This window comes from Achromobacter sp. UMC46 (assembly GCF_014170335.1).
Classification (GTDB): domain Bacteria; phylum Pseudomonadota; class Gammaproteobacteria; order Burkholderiales; family Burkholderiaceae_B; genus Achromobacter.
Map to the genome: position 1 here is coordinate 371,259 of NZ_LZZS01000005.1, position 23,386 is coordinate 394,644.

Here is a 23,386-nt window from a genome sequence, read left to right on the forward strand (position 1 = left end):
ATTCCTTGATGTCTAGCAATATCGGGCCGCTCAGGCGAACGCCTGGATCAAGCGGGGAGCGATTTGGTTCAATGGTCTGATTTCAACGGCCGCCTGCATGGCCGCCGCCGCCTTGGGCATACCGTACACGGCGCTGGTGGCCTGGTCCTGCGCGATGGTGAGGCATCCGCGTTCGCGCATGGCTTTCAGCCCGCGCGCGCCATCCTGCCCCATGCCTGTCAGCAAAACCCCCACCGCGGTGCCGCGCCAATGCTGCGCCACACTGTGGAAGAACACGTCGATGGACGGCCGGTACAAGCTTTCCTTCGGGTCTTCGGTGTAGCGCAGCGTGCCGTCGGCCAGCAAATGCAGATGGTCGTCGGTGCCCGCCAGCAGGATCTGCCCGGGTACGGGCCGTTCGCCTTCCCGCACCAGCCGCACCGGCAACAGTACCTGATCGTTCAGCCAATCCGCCATGCCCGCCGCGAACGACGCGTCCACATGCTGCACCAGCACGATCCCCGCAGGGAAATCCAGCGGCACGTCACGCAACAGTTGCGCCAGCGTCGCCGGGCCGCCCGCCGACGCGCCGATCACCAGCAAGCGCTGCGAGGTGGGCATGGGCGCCGTCTTGCCGACCGGGGTCAGCGTCGGACGGTTGCCGTAGCGGCCGATCAGCCAGCCGATATTGCGGATCTTGCGCAGCAGCGGCGCGGCGGCCGTGCGCATGTCGGCATCGCCCACCACCGGCGTGTCCACCGCGTCCAGCGCGCCATAACCCATCGCGTCGAACACGCGGGCGGTATGACGGGCCACGTCGGCGGTCACCACGACCACGGCGCACGGCGATTCGGCCATGATGCGGCGGGTAGCCTCGACCCCGTCCATCACCGGCATGATCAAGTCCATCAGCACCACGTCGGGGCGGTCGCGGGCGCACTGCGCCACGGCCTGTTCGCCGTCGGACGCGACCCAGGCCACTTCCAGCCCGGGCTCCAACGCGATCGCGCGCCGCATGGTCTCGACCGCCATTTGCAGATCGTTGACGATCCCTATTCTCACGTGAGTGCCTTTCCGATCAAGTCTTCGACGGCATCAAGCAGCGCATCGTCGTGGAAGCTGCCCTTGGCCAGATAGTAGTCGGCGCCGGCATCCAGCCCGCGCCGCCGGTCTTCTTCGCGGTCCTTGTACGACACTACCATCACCGGCAGGCTTTGCAAGCGGGGGTCGCCCTTGATCCGGGACACGAGTTCGATGCCGTCCATGCGGGGCATGTCGACGTCGGTCACGACCAGGTCGAAATCCTCGCCACGCAGCATGTTCCAGCCGTCCATGCCGTCCACCGCCACGGCCACCTCGAAGCCGCGGTTCAGCAGCAGCTTGCGTTCCAGCTCGCGCACCGTCAGGGAATCGTCCACCACCAGCACGCGCTTGCGGCGACGCGCCTGGACGACCGCCCCCCCGCCGTCAACACGCGTCAGCCGCCCGCCTTCGATCAGTTTCTGGACCGACAGCAGCATGTCTTCGACATCCAGGATCAATAGCGGCGTGCCGTCGTCCATCAAGGCGCCCGCCATCACGTCCTGCACCTTGCCCAGGCGCGGGTCCAGCGGCTGCACCACCAGCGTGCGTTCGCCCACATAGCGATCCACGGCAATGCCGTAAAGCTTGTCGTGATCGCCCACGACCACGACGGCTACCGATTCCGCCGACGGCGCGGGCTCGCCCGCGCGCAGGATCTGGCGCGCGGACACCAGGCCGATCTGCTTGTCCATGAAGCGGAAATGCTGATGGCCTTCCAGCTGTTCGATATCTTCCGAGCGCACCTGCAAGGCATGGCTGACGTAGGCCAGCGGGAAGGCGTAGATCTCTTCCTGCACCTCCACCAGCAGGCTGCGCACCACCGACAGCGACAAGGGCATTTCCAGCACGAAGCGGGTGCCCTGCCCAGTCGTCTGATGGATGCGCACCGCGCCGCGCAACTGCCTCACCATGGTCTGCACGACGTCCAGGCCCACGCCGCGGCCCGAGATTTCGGTGACTTCGCCGCGCGTGCTGAAGCCCGACAGGAACAGGAATTCCAACAGTTCCGCCTCGCTCAGGCGAGCCGCCGTTTCGGCATTCGTCAGCTTGCGCTGCACGACTTCGACGCGCAGGCGGTCCAGCGATATGCCCGCCCCGTCGTCGCTCAGTTCAATCAGCAGCATGCCGGCCGCATGGCGCGCCACCAGCTTGATCAAGCCTTCCGGCGACTTGCCGGCGTCCATGCGGTCCATCGGCATTTCGATGCCGTGGTCCACCGCGTTGCGCAGCAGATGCATCAAGGGCGCATCCAGCTTTTCCAGGATGTCGCGGTCCACTTGCGTGGCGTCGCCCTCGATCTCCAGGCGCACCTGCTTGCCCAGCGAACGGCCAAGGTCCCGTACCATGCGGGCCATGCCGCCCAGCCCGTCGCCGAATGGCCGCATGCGGCAGGCCAGCGCCGTGTCGTACAAGCGCTGCGCCAGATGGCTCATGCGCCAACCGAACTCGTCGACTTCGCTGGTGCGTTGCACCAGCTCCTGCTGGCACTCCCCGACGATGCGCTGGGCATCGTCCAGCGCGGCCTGGACGCGCGCGTCCACCTGTTGGCCGGCCAGCGCCGCGCGCACTCCATCCAGCGCCTGCGCCGCCCCGGACTGCATGCGCCGCAGCCGCAGCATCGACGCGCCGAAGGGCCCGATCCAGTGGGATTCCACCAGCGTTTCACTGGACAGGCCCAGCAGTTTATTCAACGTATCCGCAGTCACGCGCAGGACGCGTTCGCCTTCGGAAAGGCCTTGATCCGAACTCCGGCGCACCATCGTTTGCGACGACGGCGGCGGAGCAAACACGGCCGCAGGCGCCTCGGGCGGCGCTTCCGGCGGGTCGTCCGCGCGCTTGATGGGCGGCAGGAAATCCGAGGGCCGGGGCGGACGCGGCGGCGCGGCAGGCGCCACGGGCGGCGCATTGGGCGCGTTGCTCAGGCGGGCGACCAGTTCATCGATCTCGCTGCCCAGCTCGACGCCCGGCGTGGCCACGCGCTGCAGCAAATCCGTGCCCATCAGCAAGGCGTCGATGTCGGTCGCCTGCAAGCGCAAGCGCCCTTCCTGCGCCGCCACCAGGCAGTCTTCCATGGCATGGGCGATACGCACCGCCGGGTGCAGGTCCACGATGCGGGCCGCCCCTTTCAGCGAATGTGCCGCACGCATGCAGGCTTCCAGTTGGGCGGCCGATGTCGGGTCATGTTCCAACGCGAGCAGGCCGTTGTTCAGCACCTGCACCTGCGTGCGGGTCTCAAGCTGGAACAGCTCGAGGAGCGACGCGTCGCGCATCTCGTCCGGATTCACGCCAGGCTCCGTTCCAAAGCTTGCATCAGCAAATTCTCGTCCAACACGCCCACACTGCGGCCGCCGCAACGCGCCAAGCCGCGTGAATACTTCAAGCTTGCGCCCTCCACGGTCGCCGGCAAGGGTTCCAGCGCCTCCAGGTCCACGGCGTGAATGCCCTCCACTTCGTCCACCGGCAGCACCACCGCGCGGCCCGCGCCGCCGAAGATCAGCATGCGGGCGGCGGTCCGCTCGCGCGTGTCGGCCACCCCGGTTTCCAGGCTGAGCAGACTCGCCAGCGAAACACAGACGGTCAGCGTGCCGCGCACGTTAGTCACCCCCAGCACCGCCGGATCCCGGCGATGCGGCAACGTCAGCACCGGGCGCGTACCCGCCACTTCGTCCAGCGACCGCGTGGGCAGGCCCAACCATTCCCGTCCCAGGCGGAACACCAGCAGCGACGACAACCGGGCGCTTTCGACCCGTTCCGGCTCATGGTCCTGCACGTCCATCTGCGGCGGCAGGCGGTCCAGGATGCGCTTGGCCGCCGCCGCGTAGACTGGACAGTTGCGGCAATGCACATGCCCAGGCAGCTGTCCGCAGCTTTTGTCGCCCCGGATGCCGATGCGGTTCCAGCAGTCGTCCACATCGGACAGCAGCGCAATGGATTCACTCACGTCGAGCCTCCTGTCGCGCCGCGCGCGCTTGCAGGCGGCGCGCGCCTTCCACGTCGCCCGCCGACGCGATCAGCGCGGCCAGATGCAGCAGCGCTTCGCGGTGGGTCGGGTCCAGGTACAGCGCCTTGCGGTAGGCGGCCTGCGCTTCGCGCGCATCACCGGCCGCGTCTTGCAGCAGGCCCAGCAGATGCAGCCCGTCGGCGCTGGCGCCATGGATTTCAAGATGCGCCCGGCATTGGGCCAAGGCGTCCTGCACGCGCCCCTGGTCCGCCATCGCCTCGATCTTGCGCAAGGAGGCGTCGGCGGTGCTAACGCCTGCGGCCGGCTCAGGTGCGGCCGGTGCCGGCGTAATCGCGGCGTGCGGCACGGGCAGGCGCGGGGCTGGCGGCTGCGACACCGGCCGCCGCGGCGGCGTCCAGGCGTGGACGATCGGCTTGGGCGGCGAGTAGGTCTCGGCGGGCGGCGGCATGGCCTGCGCCGAAAAGGCGAAAGACCGCGGCATCGGTACGGTCGGCAAGCGGCGCGCCGTCATCAGGCTGGTCTCGGCAGGCCCCACGAAAATCAGGCCGTCGCCGCGCGTAAAGCGCCGCAGCACCTGCACCGCCCGCTCTTGCGTGGCGGCATCGAAGTAGATCAGCAAGTTGCGGCAGAACACGAAATCGTAGGGCGCGGCGCCCAGCAGCAAGTTGGCGTCGAACAGGTTTCCCTGCTGAAAGCGCACCCGCTCCCTGGCCAGCGCCGACAATTGATAGCCGTCGGCCGTCTCGGTGAAGTGGCGGTCGCGATACGCCAGATCGTCGCCGCGGAAGGAATTGCGGCCATACACGCCTCGCCGCGCGAACTCGACCATGCGTTCGCTGATGTCCACCGCATCCACCTGGAAGCGGGCGGCGGGCACACCGGCGTCCAGCAAGGCCATGGCGATGGAGTGCGGCTCTTCGCCGCTGGAACACGGCACGCTCAGCACGCGCAGCACGCGGTCGTCGGTCGTGCCTGCGGCAAACAAACGTTCGCATGCCAGCGCCGCCATCGCAGCCTGCGACTCTGGATAGCGGAAAAACCAGGTTTCCGGCACGATCACGGCTTCGATCAACTGCTGCATTTCGGCAGGCGAGGTCTGCACCCGCATCAGATAGTCGCCTTCGTCCGCCGCGTTCACCGCGCCCATGCGGTGCCGGACCGCGCGTTCGACCGCGGCCTTGCCGATCGACCCGCTGTCCAAGCCCATCTTGCGCTTGAGCAAGGCGCTGAATTCGTCGACGAGCGTCATGGCGAAGCCTCGCCTTCATGGCTGTTGGCGGCAGGAAACAGCAGCGTCCGCACCGGGGCGGGCAACAGGTCGCCCACCTTGACGGCCTGCACCATGCCGCGTGCATCGCTCAGCACGGGCCCCAGGTACCGGGCGCCGGCGTTGTCCAGTCCGTATGGCCGGAACGCGGCCGGGTCGTAGTGCACCGTTTCGGTCGCCTGTTCCAGGATCAAACCCAGCAAACGGCCCTCCGCGTCCACGCCCGTTCCCGCCCCCGCATCCGGGCGAAAGCGCACCAGCGCCAGACGCGTGCTGGTCACCCTGACCGCGGCGCCGTGGCCGGCCAGCGCGCTCATGTCGATCACCGGCACGGGCACGCCGCGGCGGTCCAGCATGCCGGCCACCCATTCCGGCGTGGACGGCACCTGTTTCAGCGCGCGCAGGCCCAGCACTTCAACCACGTCCGCCGCATCCAGGGCATAGCGGTCTTCGCCGATGCGGAACAGCAGGTACAGCCGCCGCGCCGCGGCAAGCGCGGCACCCGGCTCGGGCAAAGAAGGGGCCAGCGCTGCCATGGCGGGGCTCACACCTTGAAACGCGACACGCCGCTGCGCAGGTCGTTGGCAACCAGCGTCAGCTCTTCGATGGCCAGGCTGGACTGGCGCAGGGATTCCACCGTCTGCTGGGCGGCGTCGCTCAGCTGCTGCAAGGCTTGATTGATCTGTTCGGCGCCCGTCGCCTGCGCCTGCATGCCTTCATTGACCATCTGCACGCGCGGCGCCAGCGTCTGCACCTGCTGGATGATCTGCGACAGCTGCTCGCCCACTTGCTGCATATCGGCCATGCCGCGGCGCACTTCTTCAGAGAACTTGTCCATCCCCATCACGCCCGCCGACACCGACGACTGGATCTCACGCACCATCTGCTCGATGTCGTAGGTCGCGACAGCGGTCTGGTCGGCCAAGCGGCGGATCTCGGTCGCCACCACGACGAAGCCGCGGCCGTATTCGCCCGCCTTCTCGGCTTCGATCGCCGCGTTCAGCGACAAGAGGTTGGTCTGATCCGCCACTTTAGTGATCGTGGTGACCACTTGCGTGATATTTCCGGCCTTCTCGTTCAAGATGGCCAGCTTGGCATTTACCGAACCGGCCGCGCCGACCACGTTGCGCATCGTGTCTTCCATGCGCGCCAATCCGACCTGCCCGCTGCCCGCCAGCGATGCCGTCTGTTCGGCGGCGCTGGACACTTCGGTCATGGTGCGGACCAGTTCGCGCGACGTCGCGGAAATCTCTCGGGAGGTCGCGCCGATCTCGGTCGTGGTGGCCGCCACTTCAGACGCCGTCGCCTGCTGCTGCTTGGACGTCGCGGCGATTTCGGTAACCGACGTCGCCACCTGCACGGCCGACCGCTGCGTCTTGCCCACGAGTCCCGTCAATTCATCGACCATGCCGTTGAAACCGGTTTCGATGGCGTTGAATTCATCCTTGCGCGCCAGCGACAGGCGGCGCGTCAGGTCGCCGCCGCCTGTGGACTCCAGCGTCTTGACGATATCGCGCATCGGGTTGGCGATGGCCCGCATCAGCAAAAAGCCGCATACGATGGCGGCGGCGATCGCCAGCGCCAGTGAGATCAGCATGCCGGCTTCGGCCGTGTCGACGGACTTCTGGATGCTGACCGCGGACTCGTCCGCCTGCTTCTTGTTTTCGGCCACCATCTTGGCCAGGATGTCACGGCCCTGGTAGAAGGCCGGCCGCAGTTCGGCCTTGATGCGCGCCTGCGCCTGGGCGATATCGCCTGCCGCGGCCACCGACAGGATTTCGGCGCGGATACGCTTGTACTCCTGCAGTTCCTTTTCGAAGTCATCGAACATCTTGCGATCGTCGCCGCGCGAGATCGTGCGGCGGTACTGCACGATGTTCTCTTCCAACTGCTGGTCGTTCTTGGGCAACGTCTCCAGCGCGACGCGGCGTTCCCGATCGGTATCCGAGTTGTAGGCGTCCTGCACCACCACGAAGCCGGCAAACCAGGACGAGCGTATCGAAGTGCTGTAGTAGATGCCCGGCACCGCGTCGGTATTGATCGTGGCGACTTCTTCCTCGATGTGCAGCAAGCGCCGGTAATCCACCACCACCATCAGCGCCATGATGGCGAGGATGACCAGGAAGCTGGCCAGGATGCGCTGGCGGAGTGTCAGGTTCTTCATGCCGGGAGCCCTTTGTGCAGGTATTTGACTAATTATTGCAAAGGCCTGGCCGGTCAGCCACGACATTGCAAGGGAAACCCTGATGAACAGGCCCGTTCGTCGGAAAAAAGCAAAGTCCGCTTACAAGGCCTTGTATTTTACGGTGACAGTGCGTACCGGAGCCGTTTTTCAAGCAGATTCGCGCCACAAGGCTTCCGGTTGCCGCGCCCCCACCCAGTCGCTGGCGTGCTCATAGGCATGCGCCAGGCGCAGCACATCCAGGTCAGCCTGGGGCGGCCCTACCAGCTGCATGCCCATCGGCAAGCCCTGCGCATTGAATCCGACCGGCACGCTGATCACCGGGCAGCCGGCCAGCGTCCACGGCGTCACGGTCTCCATCCAGCGGTGATAGGTGTCCATGGGACGCCCGGCGATCTGCTTGGGCCAGTCCAGCGACGCGTCGAACGGAAAGACCTGCGCCGACGGCACGGCCAGGAAATCCACCTCGTCGAACATGCGCAATACGGTCTGATACCAGGCGCTGCGCTCTTGCGAGGCCTCGTAGACCTGCCGCGCCGTCATGCCCGCCAGCCCTTCCACTTCCCAGATCAGCGCCGGCTTGACCAGCTTGCGGGTCTCGGGGTTGTCGACCAGCGCGTGGAACTGCCCGCCCACCATCAGGTGGCGGTGCGCCAGCCAGATGCGCCACAACCGGTCGCCGGCGAAAGGCACCTGGTAGTCGACGATGTCGCACCCGGCGGAACCCAGCGTGGCCAGGGCCTGGCCGCACAGGTCCAGGATGCCCGGCTCCATCGCCAGATAGCCGTTCCAATCGCCCAGCCAGCCGATGCGCTTGCCGCGCAAATCGGCGTCCAGCGGCGCGGCGAACTGGGCCGGGTCGTCGCGCAGCGACAGCGGCGAGCGCTTGTCGTGGCCCGCCATCACGGACATCAGCAGCGCCACGTCGCGCGGCGTCCTGCCCATCGGCCCTTCGTAGGACAGCTGCTTCAAGAACACTTCAGGCGCGGGGCCAGAAGGCACGCGGCCCGCCGACGGGCGCATGCCGTAGACGTTGCAGAAGGCCGCCGGGTTGCGCAGCGACCCGCCGAAGTCGCTGCCGTCGGCCACGGGCAGCATGCGGGCGGCCAGGGCGGCGGCTGCCCCGCCGCTGCTGCCGCCGGCCGTCTTGGAGGGATCGTAGGGATTGCCGGTGGTGCCGTAGACCTTGTTGTAGGTGTGCGATCCCAGGCCGAACTCCGGCACGTTGCTGCGGCCGATGAAGATGGCGCCGGACGCCCGCATTCGTTCGACGATGATGGAATCGTGCGGCGTGACCAGATCCTTGTAGACCAGCGACCCCATGGAGGTGACCATGCCGCGCACCGCCGTCAGGTCCTTGGGGGCCTGCGGCATGCCATGCATCCAGCCCAGCCATTGGCCGGCATCCAGTTGCGCGTCGCGTTCCGCGGCCTCGCGCAACAGTTCATCCGAGTCGCGGCGCGCGACGATGGCGTTGATCTTGGGATTAACGTGGTCGATGTGCGCCAGATAGGCGCGCATGACCTCGACGCAGGACAGTTCGCGCCGCCGGATCGCCTCCGACAGGGCGTGCGCCTGCATGGCGACGATAGGATCCAAGCTGGCGGGCGCGGCCGGCGTGACGGGGGGCATGCGGTCTCCTGGTTTGTCGTTTTAGGCGCCGGCGGCAAACCGTCCGGCGCAACCGACATACTACGCAAACCGGGCGGAACGCGCCCGCCCGGCAAGCTCTGCCGCCCATACCCTGCTTAGATTCGCCCGCTTAGATTCGCCCGCTTAGGTTCGCCCGCTTAGACCCGTCCGCTCAATCATGGCGGTTCCTTTTTCAGCCCGCTTTTCAACCCGCGGCAACGGCCGTCGCCGGCCGCGCGAACACCAGCAACGTGGACGTGGCGGAGGCCAGCAGGCGGCCCTGCGCATCCGTCAATTTGGCCTCGGCGTAGGCCACGCGCTGGCCCATCGACAAAACCCTGCCTTCCGCGCGCAGCAAGCCGCTGTGGCGCGTGATGGCCTTGTGATAGGCCACTTTCAGTTCCAGTGTGGTGTAGGCCTGCTCGGCCGTCAGTTGGGAGTGCGCGGCGCAGCCGCAAGCCGAATCCAGCAGCGTAGCGGCGTACCCGCCATGCACCGTGCCGATCGGGTTGTAGGCCTGGGGCCCCGGGGTGCCGGCGAACACGGCACGTCCGGTATCCACTTCCACGAAGTCGAAGTCCAGCGTCACCATGATGCCGGGCTTGCGGCCGGACGCCAGCAAGGCGCGCAGTTGCGCCAGGCCGTCCAGGCCCGCGCCGGTCTCGTCGACCAGGCTCGGTTCGCGGTGGGGGGTCGAGTGGGATGTCATCAGCATTGCTCCAGGCCCAGCCGGGCCTTCAAGAGCCGGCGGGCGTCCGCCAGCATGGCATTCGCCCGGTGCGGATCGGTTTCGCAACGGGCCAGGGATACGGCGCCGACCAGTTCGGCCAGCACCGAACGGGCCAGCGGTTCCGGATCGGCGTAGCCGGCCGTGGCCAGCCGCTCGGCCAAGGCCTGCACCAGCCGCCGCATGCCGGCGGCATAGGCCTCGCGGCAGGATTCGGACTGTCGCGGCAAGTCGGACGCCAGCGCCACCAGCGGGCAACCGTGGGCTCGCGCCTCGCGATGGGCATCCGACAAGTAGCTGTCCACGTAGGCGGCAAGGCCGTCGGCCGGCGTGCGGCCGTCCAGGCGCTTTTGGGCGCGTGCCAGCGCCTCGTCGAACATGTGTTCGATAGAGGCTTCGACCAGGGCATCCTTGGATTCGAAGTGCGCGTAGAAACCGCCGTGCGTCATGCCGGCCTGCCGCATCACGGCGGCCACGCCGACGCGGTCGGGGCCGTCGGCGCGCACCGCGTCGGCCGCCGTTTTCAGAATGCGTATCCGCGTTTCCCGCTTGTGTCCGTTGTCGTAGCGCATGACCGGCCTTGCCTTTAGATGATGATTGTCATATTAATATGACGATCATCATCCTACAAGGCCGCTTCGCCCGGGCTCAGGGAAAAAGATGTTGCGCCAGATGGTCGATGAACACGCGCAGCTTGGGCGACGCGTGGCGACTGGCGGGCCACAGCGCCCACATCGTGCCGCTGCCGCGCGTGCGGTCATCCATCACGACCTGCAACTGGCCCGACGCCAGTTCGCGGCGGATCGTGAAGTCCGGCAGGCAGACGATGCCCTGCCCGCCCACCGCCAGGGATATCCGCATTTCGACGCTGTTGCAGACCAGCGTCAGCGGCAATTCGGGCGATTGCACGTCCGGGCCCAGCTTCAGCGGCCATTTCTCCAGCCGGCCCGTCGCCGGATAACGGTAATGCAGGCAGGCGTGGCGCAGCAGGTCGGCCGCGCGCTTGGGCGTGCCGTGCCGATGCAGGTAGTCGGGTGACGCGGCCAGCACCCGCCGGAACGGCCCCAGGCGGCGGCGCTTCAGGCCGGAATCGTCCATGGCGCCCGTGCGGACCACGGCGTCGTAGCCTTCGCCGATCACGTCCACCATCCGATCCGTGAATTCCAAGTCCAATTCCACGTCCGGATACTGGCGCATGAAACTGGCGATGGTGGTGTCGAACAGCCCGCTGTAGCGCGGCAGGCTGACCCGCAGCTTGCCGTGGGGGGCATCCGCCGCTTCGGACAGTTCCAGTTCGGCGGCTTCGACCTCGCACAGGATGCGGCGGCAGCGTTCCAGGAATTTCTCGCCCTCGGGCGTCAGCGCGATATGGCGCGTACTGCGATGGAACAACCGCACTTTCAAGCGCTCTTCCATGCGCGCCACGCTCTTGCCCACAGCCGACGAGGACACGCCCAGCACCCGGCCCGCTTCGGAGAAGCTGCGCGTTTCCGCGACCAGCACGAAGACACCGATGCCGCCCAGACTATCCATTCCCAAACCCCATTACGGACATCTTTGTCCTGAATATTCGGAATCCTAGCCTATTTTTCTTTTATTCGGTGCCGCCTAAGCTTGCCGCTATCCTGTCGCCGCCCCGCAATCCCGCCGCGCGGCATCCTTGCTTGAACTGGCACGCCCATGCATCTTCCCGACTCCCCCGCCACCGGCCATCGCTGGCTGCAACTGCTGTCCGCCTGCCTCACGGCGCTTCTCATCCCGTTGTGCTTCACCGGCCCCGCCGTGGTCCTTCCATCGATCAGCCAGGCGATGGGCGGCACGCCCGTGGAACTGAACTGGATCCTGAACGGCTACATCCTGGCGTACGGCAGCGTCATCATGGTGTCCGGCAGCCTGACCGACCTGTATGGCCCGCGCCGGGTCTGGCTGCTGGGCCTGGCGGGGTTCTGCGCTACCACCTTCGCCATCCCCCTCATGCCCACCACAGGTTGGATCGACGTCCTGCGCCTGATGCAGGGCATGGGCGGGGCCGCCGCGTTCGCTGCCGCGATGTCGTCGCTGGCGCCGCTGTTCCATGGGGTGGCGCGCACCCGCGCCTTCAGCCTGCTGGGCACCACGTTCGGCATCGGCCTGTCGTTCGGGCCGCTGGCCTCGGGCTGGATGGTGGAGACCGCCGGCTGGGAATGGGTGTTCCTGGCGACCGGCGGCGTCGGCGTATTGGGCGCGGTCATGGTGGCCGTCAGCGTCCGCCCGACGGCAGGCGCCGCCCAAGGCCGGCTGGACTGGCCGGGCGCCATCAGCTTCACCGGCGCGCTGGGCCTGTTCACTTACGGCATGCTGCTGGCGCCCGAAGCCGGATGGACCGACGCGCACGTCATCGGCGCCCTGCTGGCGTCCGCCGTGCTGGCCGTGGCCTTCGTGCGCGTGGAGCGGCGCGCCGCCCGGCCCATGCTGGACCTGAGCCTGTTCCGCGACCCGCGCTTTGTCGGCGTGCAGGTACTGGCCGCGTCGCCCGCATTCCTGTTCATCGTGTTGATCGCCGTGCTGCCGGGCCGCTTCATCGGCATCGACGGCTATAGCGCGCTGGCTGCCGGCCAATTGATGATCGGCCTGGCGGCGCCCCTGCTGGTAGTGCCGTTCCTGGCCGCGTTGCTGACGCGCTGGTTCAACCCCGGCGTCCTGTCCGCGGCCGGCTTGCTGGCAGTGGCCGCCGGCCTGGTCTGGCTGGCCGACACCATGGCCACGGGCGCCGCCGGCCTTTGGTTGCCGATGAGCCTGATCGGCGTCGGCATCGGTGTACCCTGGGGCCTGATGGACGCGATGGCCGTCAGCGTCGTCGCGCCGCGCAACGTCGGTATGGCCACCGGCATCTTCAACACGGTGCGCGTGTCAGCGGACGGCATCGCGATCGCCGTCGTCAGCGCGCTGCTGGCTCTATTGATCCAGATACCGCTGACGGCCGCCCTGCCCGCCGCAACCGACGGCCAGGCCATCCTGATGGCCGCCAACCGCGCGGCGCTGGGCCAGTTGCACGAAGCCGCGGCCTTGTTGCCCGGCGCCGCCGACCTGCTGCAGCAAAGCTATAACGACGCCTTCCGCCACGTGCTGCACGGCTTGGCCGGCATCGCGGTGCTGACGGCGCTGGCCATCTATGCGCTGCTGGGCCGTCGCCGCCCGGCGCTCGCCCGCGACGGCGTGGCGGCGGCGCAATAAGCGGGATCAGTCCACCCGCCACCAACGGGGCAGCAGGCCACGCACTTTGGCGCGGCGGTAGCGGTCGTCGATCAGGTGGACCGTGCCGACGTCCTGCTCGGTGCGGATCACCCGGCCGGCGGCCTGCACCACCTTCTGCATGCCCGGATACAGGTAGGTGTAGTCGTAGCCGTTCTCTTCGCCATAGCGCAAGTCCATGGCCCGCTTCATGTTTTCGTTCACGGGATTGACTTGCGGCAGCCCCAGCGTGGCAATGAAGGCGCCGATCAAGCGCCTGCCCGGCAAGTCCACCCCTTCCGAAAACGCGCCGCCGAGCACCGCGAAACCCACGCCTTGGCCGGTCTCGGTGAAGCGGGCCAGGAACGCCGCGCGGCCGGGTTCGTCCATGCCCGGCGTCTGCAGCCAGATCGGCACCGCCGGATGGCGTTCGCGCATCAGGTCGGACACCTGGCGCAAATAGTCGAAGCTGCTTAAAAACCCAAGATAGTTGCCGGGCCGCTCGGCGTACTGCGTGGCGATCAGGTCGACGATGGGCGCCAGCGACCGTTCGCGGTCCCGATAGCGCGTCGAAACGTTGCCGACCACCCGCACCGCCAGTTGCTCCGCCTGGAAAGGCGCGGCCACGTCGATCCATGGCGTGTCGGCGGGCATGCCCAGCGTGTCGCGGTAGAACTGCTGCGGGCTCAACGTGCCGGAAAACAGCACCGTCGCATGCGCCGCCGCGTAACGCGCCGCCAGATACGACGCCGGAATCACGTTGCGCACGCACAAGGTGGACGGCCGCGTCTTAGCGCTGGCCACGCCCACGTCCGACAACGTCACGTCGAACAGCGCATGCGGGCCGAACTGCTCGGCCAGTCGCATGAACTGCAACGCCTGGAAGTAGAACGTCAACACCGGATCGTCCTGCGGCAATGGCGACTCGGCCATGTGCTCCATGATCGCGCCCACGGCCTTCTGCACGGCGGCCAGCACGCCCGGGGCCACCATCTCATACGCCTGATAGCGTTCCGCCTGCTTCTTGTTCAGCGCGTTCCACGACCGCTGCAAGCCATCCAGCGTCTTCTTCAGCGCCTTGGGCGCGGCATGGCGCGCCGCGGACAGCGACGCCTGATCCAGTTCGCCCGTGTACATGCGGCGCGCCCGGTCCACCAGATTGTGGGCCTCGTCCACCAGCACCGCGACCTTCCACTGATAGGCCTGCGTCATGGCGTACAGCATCGCCGTGGCGTCGTAGTAGTAGTTGTAGTCGCCGACCACCACGTCGCTCCAGCGGATCAGCTCCTGAGACAGGTAGTACGGGCAGACCTGGTGTTCGCGGGCCGTGGCGCGCACGGTGGGCGCGTCCAGCCGGACGTGTCGCAACGCCGCTTCGCGGGCTTGCGGCAGACGGTCGTAAAAGCCTTTCGCCAGCGGGCAGGAATCCCCGTGGCAAGCCAGATCCGGGTGCTCGCAGGTCTTGTCGCGCGCCTGCAAATCCAGCACCCGCAGCCCGGGCGCCGCCGGCTGCGCATTGACGGTATCCAACGCTTCAACCGCCAGCCCGCGCCCCGACCCCTTGGCCGCCAGGAAGAAAATCTTGTCCAGGCCCGTGCCGGGGCTGGCCTTGAGCAGCGGGAAGATCGTGCCCAGCGTCTTGCCGATACCGGTTGGCGCCTGCGCCATCAGGCACCGGCCGTCGCGCGCCGTGCGGTACACGGCCACGGCCAGGTCGCGCTGCCCGGCGCGGAATTCACCGTGCGGGAACGCCAGCTTCTCCAGCGCCGCATCGCGCGACTGGCGATGCGCAAGCTCGGTCTTGGCCCAGCCCAGGAAACGGCTGCATTGTTCCTGGAAGAAGGCGGCCAACACCGGCGCCTCGTGCGTTTCCACCAGCACCGTCTCTTCTTCGGTGACCACATTGAAATACACCAGCGCCACGCGCACCTGCGCCAGCCCGCGCGACTGGCACAGCAGATGTCCGTAGACGCGCGCCTGCGCCCAATGCACCGCGCGGTGGTTCTCGCGCACGCTGTCCAACTGGCCCCGGTACGTCTTGATCTCTTCCAGCTGGTTGGCCACGGGGTCGTAGCCGTCGGCCCGCCCCCGCACCAGCAGGTTCTCGTGCTGGCCGGACAGCGCCACCTCGGTCTCGTAGGCGGGGCCGCGCCGGCCCGTCACCATCGCATGGCCCGCCATGCCCTCCAGCCCGCTCGGCGCCGGCGTGAAACGCAAGTCCAGATCGCCCGTGCGCGCCGTGAATTCGCACAGCGCGCGCACTGCCACGGCGTAGCTCATGCCGCGACCTCCTGCCAACTGACGTGACAGACGCGCACCGGCATCCCGTGCGACACGCAATACTGCAACCAGCGGATCTGGTTGTCCTGCAGCTTGTCGCCGGGCCCTTTGACTTCGACCAGTTCATAGCGGCGCTCTGCCGGCCAGAAACGGATCAGGTCCGGCAAACCGGACCGATTGGTCTTCACATCGCGCAGCAGCCGAGTGAAGTACAACTTCAAATGCGCGGCAGGCAGGCAGTCCAGCGCTTGCGCCAGCAACGTGTCCGACAAGGCGCCCCAGAACACGAACGGCGTCTGCACGCCCGATTTTTCCGCATAGCGCCGCAGGATCACCTCGCGGTAGGCCGGCGTGTCCAGCTGCGCCAGGCACGCCGCGAACAAGGCCTTGCGGCGTTCGTGGAAATCCGGCGCGTCAAGGTCGGCCGGGCCGCGCTGGAAGGGATGAAAGAACGCGCCCGGCACCGGCGCGAAGACGGCGGGCCAGCACAGCAGGCCGAACAGCGAATTGATCAGCGCGTTCTCGACGTAATGCACCGGCGCGTCGTCCTGATGCAGATGGTCCCGGGCGACGTACTCCACCGCCGTCGGCTCAAGCGGCCGCGGCAGAGCCAGATCCGTGCGCAGCAAGGCGGGGGCCGCCGCCCGCGCGGGCGCGCCCTGCCCCGTGCCCCGGTACAGGCGCGGCAGCATGCGCGCCAGCCGCTGGCTTTCTTCTTCGCTTTCGGGTGCGGCCTGCGCCTGCAAGGCCAACGCCAAGGCCTCGTCAAACCGCGCCATGCGTTCATGGACGCGGATGCGGCGATGCCGCGCGCCCGGATACGCGCAACGTTCGTAGACGCGCTGCGCCGCGGGCCAGTCCTGCGCCCGCTCGCACGTCTGTCCGATCCGCAGCAGCACCTTGGCGCGGCGCTTTTCCAGCCAGGGGTTCTGGCTGGCGCAACCGTCCAGCGCCTGCAGCAAGGCGTCCAGTTCCGCCCCGTCGTCCAGCGCCGCCCGGCACGCCTGCAAAGCCAGGTAGCCGTCCACGTCCGCACGCGTCTGAAACGCCCGCGACGACGCCTCGAACGGCACAACCTCGTACTGGAACACGCCCAGGTCGGCCAGCACGAATTCCGACCAGTCCTGGTAGAGGTTGCCGAAGAACATCAGCCGGAAACGTTCGCAAAGGTCGCCCACCATCACGCGCCACACGGGTTCGCCCGCCTGGGGGTTCCAGGCCGCATACGGCTGCGGGCCCTCCGCCTGGGCGCGCACGGCCTCCAGCAGATCGGCCTTGCGCGCCGAAGGCTTGACCGGCGCATTGGCGAACATGCGGCAAAGCTCGGGTTTGGTATGCAGGCCGAAGAGCTCGTCCAGCGTCATCGGCGCGTCGGCGTCCAGCCAGCCCAACGCCCGCAAGGGCGCGGCGGCGTCCGGCGTACTGTCGATTTCTTCGTAGACCAGCCGGCTGGCGCGGAACCACGGCCCGCGCCGCATCAGCATGCGCACCATCAACGCCTGCGACGCTTGCGGCAGCGCCTGGAAGTCATCCAGGAAACGGCGTTCGCCCGCGTCGAGCAGGTCGCCGTAGCGATCAGAGACCCACGCCAGCGCGCGCTGAAAATTGTGAAGGTAGTAGTAACGGTGCGGGGGAAACATCGGCCGGGCCGGATAACTGGGGTTTTATCCAGTAATCATAGCAGGCGGACGTAGCCGGCGCCTGCCTGCGCGTTCGCCGGATGGGCCGGCAAGAAATCTCAGTTCTTGGTCGTCAAGGCCCTGTTCATGGCGAAGACGATGCCCAACAACGAGACCGCAAGAATTCCGATAACGACCCATGCAAAGGACGCCACGCCTGACCGATCAAGCAACATTGCGCCAACAACGCCGCCGCTGGCCACCGCGGAGTTCCAGCCCGTTGTGTACATGGATTGCGCCACGTCAACCGACTCGCCGGCGAACCGAGACAAGGCTGTTTGAGTGATCGTGGCAAAGCCGCCGACAGCGAGCCCCCAGACCGCCACGGACGGATAGACCACCTGCGAAAGATCGCCCCAAAGGCCCAGCAACAGGGACGCTACGGCGAAGATCATGATGCTTGCCAAGGCAAGAAATTGCAGACGACGATCGATCATTGCACCGACGAACCACAGGCCGATTATCGAACCCAGTCCGAAGACGAACAGGACGATATCCACGTTGGCAGACAGGCCGGAAGGTTCGAGGAGAGGCTCGATATAGATATAGAAAATGTTGTGGGCAACAACGAAGGTAAAGACAACAAACAGCACGGCGCGAATGCCGGTTTTCAAAAACACACTGGAAAGCGTTTGCCGCTGCGCCCTGGTTTGGCCAGGAAAGTCGGGGACGAGGGCGATGATCCACACGATGAGCAACAGTGCCAGGGCACTCATCAGCCCAAACGCGCCTTGCCAGCCGATGGCGCGGCCCAGCAACGCTCCGAGCGGCACACCGAGCACCAAAGCGATGGTCGCGCCGGCGCCGGATATCGCAATGGCCCGACCACTGAGATGCGACGGCGACATGCGCATCGCATAGCCGGCCAGCAGCGACCAGACGATGCCGCCGAAAACGCCGGCGAAAAAGCGTGCCACCAATGAGACACCATAGCTATCGGAAAGCGCGGTGACGAGGTTGACCGCAGCAAAACCAAAGATGGCGGTCAATAGCAATGGGCGCCGCCGCATGCCTTGTGTGAGGCTGGTCACCGGGATGGCTGCGACCAGCGCGCCCGCCGCGTAGGCAGTAATGAACTGACCCGCGAGGCTTTCAGAGACGTTCAAGCCTTGCGCAATAGAAGAAAGCAATCCGGCCGGCATGATCTCGGTCAGCAGCGTGATGAAGGCTGCCATTGCCAAGGCAAGCAGTGCACCTAAGGGCAATCGCTCGGTACTCTTGTGCAGGGCAGATGCGGTGGTCTGATTCATAAACACAATTCCTCAAATCGAAGTCGTTCTGGCTCTTTGCCGAGCATTAGTACCCATGGTGCCGGGAGACGAACAAAAGAAAAATAGGCTACAGTGAAAAATATATGTGACACATATGTCATCAATTGATGGGCTCAAATGGAAAGTCTTGGTTCTCTTGATGTCTTCGTACGCGCGGGCGAGTCCCGCAGCTTTACGGCGGTCGGGCAACAGTTGGGGATCTCCGCATCGGCAGTCAGCAAAGCCATCGCGCGGCTGGAAGAACGTTTGGGAGTTCGTCTGTTCCACCGTTCTACGCGCACCATCAGCCTGACGCCGGAAGGCGCCCTGTTTCTGGAGCGCTGCCGCCGTATCCTTTGCGAGGTCGAGTCGGCCGAAGCCGAACTCCTGCAAACGCAAAGCGCCCCTCAGGGCAAGCTGCGCATCAGCCTGCCCTCGGTCGGCACGTTGTTCATGCCCAAGCTGGCGGCCTTCCAACGGCGCTATCCCGACGTCGCGCTGGACATCGACTGCTCGGATCGGTTGGTCGAAGTGATCGAAGAGGGCTTCGACGCCGTGATCCGTACCGGGGAACCCAGCGATTCCCGATTGATGGCGCGGGTCCTCGGCGCATATCGAAGGGTCATCGTCGGAGCTCCCGACTATTTCCAGCGGGCCGGACTCCCACAGCAACCTGAAGACTTGGCCGACCACGCCTGCCTGCTGTACCGGTATCCCACCACCGGCAAAACGGATGTATGGCCTTTGAGCAGGGACGGACAACCCCTTGCCATGGATCTGTCAGGCAGCATGGTGACGAATTCTCTGGACCCGCAAATCTGCTTTGCCGAACAAGGTCTTGGTATTGCCTGTGTCCCTGACATCGCCGTGCGTCGTCAAATGGACGAAGGCAAACTGATCACTGTGCTGGACGACTACAACCAAGACCGCACCACATTCCGAATCCTGTGGCCCTCCAGCCGACATCTGTCGCCCAAAATCAGGGTGTTCGTAGACTTCATCGTGCAGAATTTATTTCCGCTTTGACTGCGGGAACTACCCGATATGAAGGCGCGCTTGCCGTCCGACACGGGCCGATGGTCAAATAAAAAAGCGGCGCCGGAAAGCCTGGGCTTTCCGGCGCCGCCGTCAGGTGGAACCGCCGGGCGCGTTATCGCGCGGGCTGCGCGGCCGCCCCCACGTCCTTACGGACCTTGGCCACATCCGACGCGCTGACTGCCGCCCCCTTGTTGCCCCAGCTGGACCGCACGAACGTCACCACGTCGGCGACTTCCTTGTCGGTCATGCGCCAGTCGAAGCCCGGCATCGCGTAAGCCGTCGGCGCCGCCGTCGTGCCCGGCATCTGCGCGCCCTTCAGCACGATGTGGATCAGCGAGGCGGGATCGGCGGAATTCACCGTCGAGCTCAACGCCAACTGCGGGAACGTTTCCGTGTAGCCCTTGCCGGTGCTGCGGTGGCAGGCGGCGCAGTTGTTCAGGAACGCCATCGCGCCGTCGCCCTTATCCTTGCCCGTGCGCAGCGCCTGCGCCACGGACTCGTCGTAGGCCAGCGGCTTCGCGTCCTTGTTGACCGGCGGCAAGCTCTTCAGATACACCGCAATGGCGTTCAGATCGGCGTCGGACAAGTGTTGCGTGCTGTCCTCGACCACTTGCGCCATGCCGCCGAACGCCGCCGAATGGCCGTTGCGGCCAGACTTCAGGAACACGGCGATGTCTTCCTTCGTCCAGCTGCCCAGGCCGTCGGCAACGTCGCCGCGCAGGTTCTTGGCCAGCCAGCCTTCCACCACGCCGCCCGACAGGAAGGCAGAGCCGTCCGCATCGCTCAGCGCCTTTTCTTGCAAGGCGACGCCGCGCGGCGTGTGGCAGGTGCTGCAATGGCCCAGGCCTTCCACCAGGTACTGGCCGCGCAGCAAGGTTTCGCGGTCAGCGCCCTTCAGGTCGCTGGCGGCCGGGCCGCTGACGACGTCCGGCGCAAACATCCAGCGCCACACGGTCAAGGGCCAGCGCATCGACATCGGCCACGAAATATCCGTGTCCTTGTTTTCCTGCTTGACGGGCTCCACGCCATGCATGAAGTAGGCGTACAGCGCCTTCACGTCATCCGGCGTGACCTTGGCGTACGCGGTGTACGGCATGGCCGGATACAGCGAATGGCCGTCGCGCGCCTTGCCGTGGCGCACGGCCAGGTCGAAGTCTTCGTACGTGTAGTTGCCGATGCCGGTGTCTTTATCGGGCGTGATGTTGGTCGAATAGATCGTGCCCAACGGCGACTCGATGCCCAAGCCGCCCGCAAAGGGCTTGCCGCCCCTGGCCGTATGGCAGGCAATACAGTCACCGGCGCGCGACAGGTATTCGCCCTGCTTGATCATCTGCGCATCGGCCGCGGCCGGCATGCCGTCGGCGGCGAACGCCGCGCTTGCGACCAGGGCCGAGAAGGCCGCAACAATGGTTTGTTTAAACATTGTTCCGTCTCCTTAAGCCTGGACCAGCGGGCCGGGGTTCTTCAGATACTGGTCGCGAATTGCCTGCGCGGCCCAGTAAGCCAACGCGCCCACCAGCCCCGTCGGGTTGTAGCCCATGTTCTGCGGAAACACGCAGGCGCCCATCACGAACACGTTCGGCACATCCCAGCTTTGCAGGTACTTGTTGACCACGCTTTCCTTGGGGTTCGAGCCCATGATCGCGCCGCCGGTGTTGTGCGTGCTCTGGTAGACCCGCGTGTCGTAGCGCGCGCCCTTCTTGCGCACCGCCACGAAATGCTTCTCGGGGTTCATCGCCTTCGCCACGGTCTCCATGCGCTTGCCCATGTAGCCCAGCATGTCGAACTCGTTGTCGTGCCAGTCGAACGTCATGCGCAGCAGCGGTTGGCCAAAGGCGTCCTTGTAGGTCGGGTCCAGCGACAGGTAAGCGTCGCGGTATGACATCACCGAACCGGAAATGCCGATGGTCATGAAGCGCTGGTACGCGTCCTGCACGCCGGCCTTCCAGGCGGTGCCCCAGGAGGGCGTGCCCGGCGTCGTCGGCGTCTGCTTGATGGGACGGCCGCCAGTACGCACGTGGCGGATGCTGGCGCCGCCCACGAAACCCAGCGGGCCGTGGTCGAACTGGTCGCCGTTCAGGTCGTCCATGCCCACGCCGCCCGCGCCCGTACCCATGAAGGGGTTCAGTTGCGTACCCTTGGGCAGCAACACGTTGACGCCGCCGTTCATTTGGTACGCATAGTTCTTGCCGACCACGCCTTCGTTCGTCTTGGGGTCATACGGCTTGCCGATGCCCGACAACAACAGCAGGCGCACGTTGTGCATCTGGTAGGCAGACAGGATCACCAGCTCTGCCGGCTGGTCGATCTCGCGGCCTTCGGCGTCGATGTACGTCACGCCGATTGCCTTCTTGCCGGTCGAATCCAGATTGACCTTGATCACTTGCGATTGCGTGCGCAGCTCGAAGTTCGGCTTCTTCAACAGCACCGGCAGAATCGTCGTCTGCGGCGATGCCTTCGAATACATGTAGCAGCCGTAGTTTTCGCAGAAGCCGCAAAAATTACAGGGGCCAAGACGCACGCCATAGGGGTTGGTGTACGGGCCCGAGGCATTGGCCGCGGGTGCCGGATACGGGTTGAAGCCAACCTCGCGCGCGGCTTTCTCGAACAACTGCGCGCCGTAGGTGGTGGCCAGCGGCGCCAACGGATATTCCTTGCTGCGCTTGCCTTCCAGCGGGTTGCCGCCTTCAACGATCTTGCCGTTCAGGTTACCGGCCTTGCCCGACGTGCCGCACACGTATTCGAACTTGGAGAAGTACGGTTCCAGTTCGTCGTAGGTCACGCCGAAGTCCTGGATGGTCATGCCTTCCGGAATGAACTTCTTGCCGTAGCGGGTTTCGTAGCGCGTGCGCAGTTCCAGCTCTTCCGGCAACACGCGATAGTGCATGCCGTTCCAGTGAAAGCCCGCGCCGCCCACGCCCGTACCCAGCAGGAACGAACCGTTCTGGCGGTAAGGCACGGCAACGTCATCCACGCCGTGGCGGATGGTCACGGTTTCTTTCGACAGGTCCTGGAACAACTTGCCGCGCACGGAGTACGACAGCTCGTCGATCACCTTGGGGTATTCGGCGTCCTTCGGGGTGTCTTGCATGCCGCCGCGTTCCAGCGCCAGCACGTGCAAGCCCGCTTCGGTCAGTTCCTGGCCCAGGATCGCGCCGGTCCAGCCGAAGCCAACCAGTACCGCATCCACTTTCTCTTTTTTGATCGCCATGATTAACCCTTCTCCCCAGAGATCGACACGGGGCCATAGGGGTACTTCACGTTGGGCTGGTCAACCCAGTCCATATAGTCGGCACGCGCGCCGGGAAAGCCCACCATCTTCCAACCCACCATGTTCTTGTTGCCGCCGTAGATCGGGTCGGCAAAGAAACCTTCTTTGGTGTTGGACAGAAGGAAGCTGAAGAACGTCTTGGCGGGCACGCTGTCGAACTCGATCTTGCCGCCTTGCAGATCCTTCAGAATCTGCTCCTGCAAGCCTTTATCCAGCTCGGCATACACCTTGCCGTGCGTCTTCACGCACCAGGCGTTACAGGCCTCGATGCCGTGGCGGTAGACCTCGCGGGGATTCTGGCTCAACTGGTAGCCCAGCTCGGGCACCTGGTCGGTATGGAACGGACCCTGCATGTACCAGAGCTTGCCGTGGCCGAAGGGCGTTTCCATCTGGCGGTCGATGAACTCGGGCACGCCCGCGGCAATGGCGCCCGGACCGTACTCGTCGGCGGGGATCAGGTGATCCACGGCCGCCACGATGAAGGTCCATTCGGGCTGGGTGAAATAGGTGGGCTGGTAGGGCTTGGCCGCCAGGGCGGCCTTGCCGTCATCGCCGCTGGTACAGGCCGTGGTCAACGCGCCTACCGCCATCGTCGACGCCGGCACAATGGCCAGCGCTTGCAGAAACCGCCGGCGCGGCTTTGCATCTTCTGTCATAGACATCTCCGTGAATACTCCAAGTTGTCCTAGCGCGCTACCGAACATGAAACCTGGAAACACGAACTGCCGAGCTAGTGACAACACGCTCTTTGCTTACAGAAAATCGAACCTGCTCTTGAAAAGGGACATAAGAGAAGGTGCTTGGCATTATGCGCCTTTTCGACCAT

Annotated in this window: 18 protein-coding genes; 2 read left to right on the top strand and 16 right to left on the bottom strand. The window is 65.9% G+C overall.

Annotated features, from left to right (window positions below):
• Positions 1–30 precede the first annotated feature (30 nt).
• The 10 genes from A9973_RS09460 to A9973_RS09505 form a co-directional block, all read right to left on the bottom strand.
• Positions 31–1,041 (bottom strand): chemotaxis response regulator protein-glutamate methylesterase, encoded by a 1,011-nt coding sequence (locus A9973_RS09460; RefSeq protein ID WP_183013505.1) that lies wholly within the window; start codon positions 1,039–1,041, stop codon positions 31–33.
• Positions 1,038–3,347 (bottom strand): hybrid sensor histidine kinase/response regulator, encoded by a 2,310-nt coding sequence (locus A9973_RS09465; protein ID WP_183013506.1) that lies wholly within the window; start codon positions 3,345–3,347, stop codon positions 1,038–1,040. Before A9973_RS09465 ends, A9973_RS09460 begins: the two co-directional genes overlap by 4 nt.
• Positions 3,344–4,003, bottom strand: a complete 660-nt coding sequence (locus tag A9973_RS09470) for a chemotaxis protein CheW (protein ID WP_183013507.1) — start codon at positions 4,001–4,003, stop codon at positions 3,344–3,346. Before A9973_RS09470 ends, A9973_RS09465 begins: the two co-directional genes overlap by 4 nt.
• Complete coding sequence (locus A9973_RS09475; protein ID WP_183013508.1) at positions 3,996–5,273, bottom strand: protein-glutamate O-methyltransferase CheR; 1,278 nt, start codon at positions 5,271–5,273, stop codon at positions 3,996–3,998. The genes A9973_RS09470 and A9973_RS09475 overlap by 8 nt, the downstream gene beginning before the upstream one ends.
• A complete protein-coding gene (locus tag A9973_RS09480; RefSeq protein WP_183013509.1) occupies positions 5,270–5,827 on the bottom strand; it encodes a chemotaxis protein CheW in 558 nt (185 codons plus the stop codon). The genes A9973_RS09475 and A9973_RS09480 overlap by 4 nt, the downstream gene beginning before the upstream one ends.
• An 8-nt stretch (positions 5,828–5,835) precedes the next feature.
• Positions 5,836–7,455 carry a methyl-accepting chemotaxis protein gene (locus A9973_RS09485; RefSeq protein ID WP_183013510.1) on the bottom strand — a complete coding sequence of 540 codons (1,620 nt, stop codon included), beginning with the start codon at positions 7,453–7,455 and terminating at the stop codon, positions 5,836–5,838.
• A gap of 168 nt (positions 7,456–7,623) precedes the next feature.
• Positions 7,624–9,105, bottom strand: coding sequence for an amidase (locus A9973_RS09490; protein WP_183013511.1), 1,482 nt, complete (start codon positions 9,103–9,105; stop codon positions 7,624–7,626).
• 205 nt (positions 9,106–9,310) lie between these two features.
• The gene (locus A9973_RS09495; protein WP_183013512.1) at positions 9,311–9,820 is read right to left on the bottom strand and encodes a PaaI family thioesterase; all 510 of its coding nucleotides are present in this window, start codon (positions 9,818–9,820) and stop codon (positions 9,311–9,313) included.
• Entirely contained in the window at positions 9,814–10,404 is a 591-nt protein-coding gene (locus A9973_RS09500) for a TetR/AcrR family transcriptional regulator (RefSeq protein WP_183013513.1), read from the bottom strand. Before A9973_RS09500 ends, A9973_RS09495 begins: the two co-directional genes overlap by 7 nt.
• Positions 10,405–10,480: 76 nt before the next feature.
• Positions 10,481–11,365, bottom strand: coding sequence for a LysR family transcriptional regulator (locus A9973_RS09505; RefSeq protein ID WP_183013514.1), 885 nt, complete (start codon positions 11,363–11,365; stop codon positions 10,481–10,483).
• A gap of 147 nt (positions 11,366–11,512) precedes the next feature.
• Between A9973_RS09505 and A9973_RS09510 the strand changes: the two genes are divergently transcribed.
• Positions 11,513–13,045, top strand: coding sequence for an MFS transporter (locus A9973_RS09510; RefSeq protein ID WP_183013515.1), 1,533 nt, complete (start codon positions 11,513–11,515; stop codon positions 13,043–13,045).
• Positions 13,046–13,051: 6 nt separating this feature from the next.
• Here the strand turns inward: A9973_RS09510 and A9973_RS09515 are convergent, their stop codons facing one another.
• From A9973_RS09515 to A9973_RS09525, 3 genes are all read right to left on the bottom strand, one after another.
• On the bottom strand, positions 13,052–15,322 hold the full coding sequence (locus tag A9973_RS09515; protein ID WP_183013516.1) for an ATP-dependent DNA helicase: 2,271 nt from the start codon (positions 15,320–15,322) through the stop codon (positions 13,052–13,054).
• A complete protein-coding gene (locus A9973_RS09520) occupies positions 15,319–16,962 on the bottom strand; it encodes a VRR-NUC domain-containing protein (RefSeq protein ID WP_183013517.1) in 1,644 nt (547 codons plus the stop codon). The genes A9973_RS09515 and A9973_RS09520 overlap by 4 nt, the downstream gene beginning before the upstream one ends.
• Before the next feature lie 98 nt (positions 16,963–17,060).
• On the bottom strand, positions 17,061–18,251 hold the full coding sequence (locus A9973_RS09525; RefSeq protein WP_183013518.1) for an MFS transporter: 1,191 nt from the start codon (positions 18,249–18,251) through the stop codon (positions 17,061–17,063).
• 138 nt (positions 18,252–18,389) lie between these two features.
• On the opposite strand from A9973_RS09525, the gene A9973_RS09530 reads away from it, so the two are divergent.
• Positions 18,390–19,277, top strand: coding sequence for a LysR family transcriptional regulator (locus tag A9973_RS09530; protein WP_183013519.1), 888 nt, complete (start codon positions 18,390–18,392; stop codon positions 19,275–19,277).
• A gap of 124 nt (positions 19,278–19,401) precedes the next feature.
• On the opposite strand, the gene A9973_RS09535 is transcribed toward A9973_RS09530, so the two are convergent.
• Genes A9973_RS09535 through A9973_RS09545 form a run of 3 tightly spaced genes read right to left on the bottom strand, consistent with a single transcriptional unit; the run spans position 19,402 to position 23,216 of the window.
• Positions 19,402–20,712 (bottom strand): cytochrome c, encoded by a 1,311-nt coding sequence (locus A9973_RS09535; protein WP_183013520.1) that lies wholly within the window; start codon positions 20,710–20,712, stop codon positions 19,402–19,404.
• A 12-nt stretch (positions 20,713–20,724) separates the two neighbouring features.
• Positions 20,725–22,500 (bottom strand): GMC family oxidoreductase, encoded by a 1,776-nt coding sequence (locus A9973_RS09540; protein WP_183013521.1) that lies wholly within the window; start codon positions 22,498–22,500, stop codon positions 20,725–20,727.
• Between the two features lie 2 nt (positions 22,501–22,502).
• A complete protein-coding gene (locus tag A9973_RS09545; protein WP_183013522.1) occupies positions 22,503–23,216 on the bottom strand; it encodes a gluconate 2-dehydrogenase subunit 3 family protein in 714 nt (237 codons plus the stop codon).
• Positions 23,217–23,386 lie beyond the last annotated feature (170 nt).

Excerpts from the sequence above, each read along its gene's own strand:
- A9973_RS09475 (WP_183013508.1), bottom strand. The coding sequence starts at position 5,273 with ATGACGCTCGTCGACGAATTCAGCGCCTTGCTCAAGCGCAAGATGGGC.
- A9973_RS09480 (WP_183013509.1), bottom strand. The coding sequence starts at position 5,827 with ATGGCAGCGCTGGCCCCTTCTTTGCCCGAGCCGGGTGCCGCGCTTGCC.
- A9973_RS09485 (WP_183013510.1), bottom strand. The coding sequence starts at position 7,455 with ATGAAGAACCTGACACTCCGCCAGCGCATCCTGGCCAGCTTCCTGGTC.
- A9973_RS09490 (WP_183013511.1), bottom strand. The coding sequence starts at position 9,105 with ATGCCCCCCGTCACGCCGGCCGCGCCCGCCAGCTTGGATCCTATCGTC.
- A9973_RS09495 (WP_183013512.1), bottom strand. The coding sequence starts at position 9,820 with ATGCTGATGACATCCCACTCGACCCCCCACCGCGAACCGAGCCTGGTC.
- A9973_RS09500 (WP_183013513.1), bottom strand. The coding sequence starts at position 10,404 with ATGCGCTACGACAACGGACACAAGCGGGAAACGCGGATACGCATTCTG.
- A9973_RS09505 (WP_183013514.1), bottom strand. The coding sequence starts at position 11,365 with ATGGATAGTCTGGGCGGCATCGGTGTCTTCGTGCTGGTCGCGGAAACG.
- A9973_RS09510 (WP_183013515.1), top strand. The coding sequence starts at position 11,513 with ATGCATCTTCCCGACTCCCCCGCCACCGGCCATCGCTGGCTGCAACTG.
- A9973_RS09515 (WP_183013516.1), bottom strand. The coding sequence starts at position 15,322 with ATGAGCTACGCCGTGGCAGTGCGCGCGCTGTGCGAATTCACGGCGCGC.
- A9973_RS09520 (WP_183013517.1), bottom strand. The coding sequence starts at position 16,962 with ATGTTTCCCCCGCACCGTTACTACTACCTTCACAATTTTCAGCGCGCG.
- A9973_RS09525 (WP_183013518.1), bottom strand. The coding sequence starts at position 18,251 with ATGAATCAGACCACCGCATCTGCCCTGCACAAGAGTACCGAGCGATTG.
- A9973_RS09530 (WP_183013519.1), top strand. The coding sequence starts at position 18,390 with ATGGAAAGTCTTGGTTCTCTTGATGTCTTCGTACGCGCGGGCGAGTCC.
- A9973_RS09535 (WP_183013520.1), bottom strand. The coding sequence starts at position 20,712 with ATGTTTAAACAAACCATTGTTGCGGCCTTCTCGGCCCTGGTCGCAAGC.
- A9973_RS09540 (WP_183013521.1), bottom strand. The coding sequence starts at position 22,500 with ATGGCGATCAAAAAAGAGAAAGTGGATGCGGTACTGGTTGGCTTCGGC.
- A9973_RS09545 (WP_183013522.1), bottom strand. The coding sequence starts at position 23,216 with ATGACAGAAGATGCAAAGCCGCGCCGGCGGTTTCTGCAAGCGCTGGCC.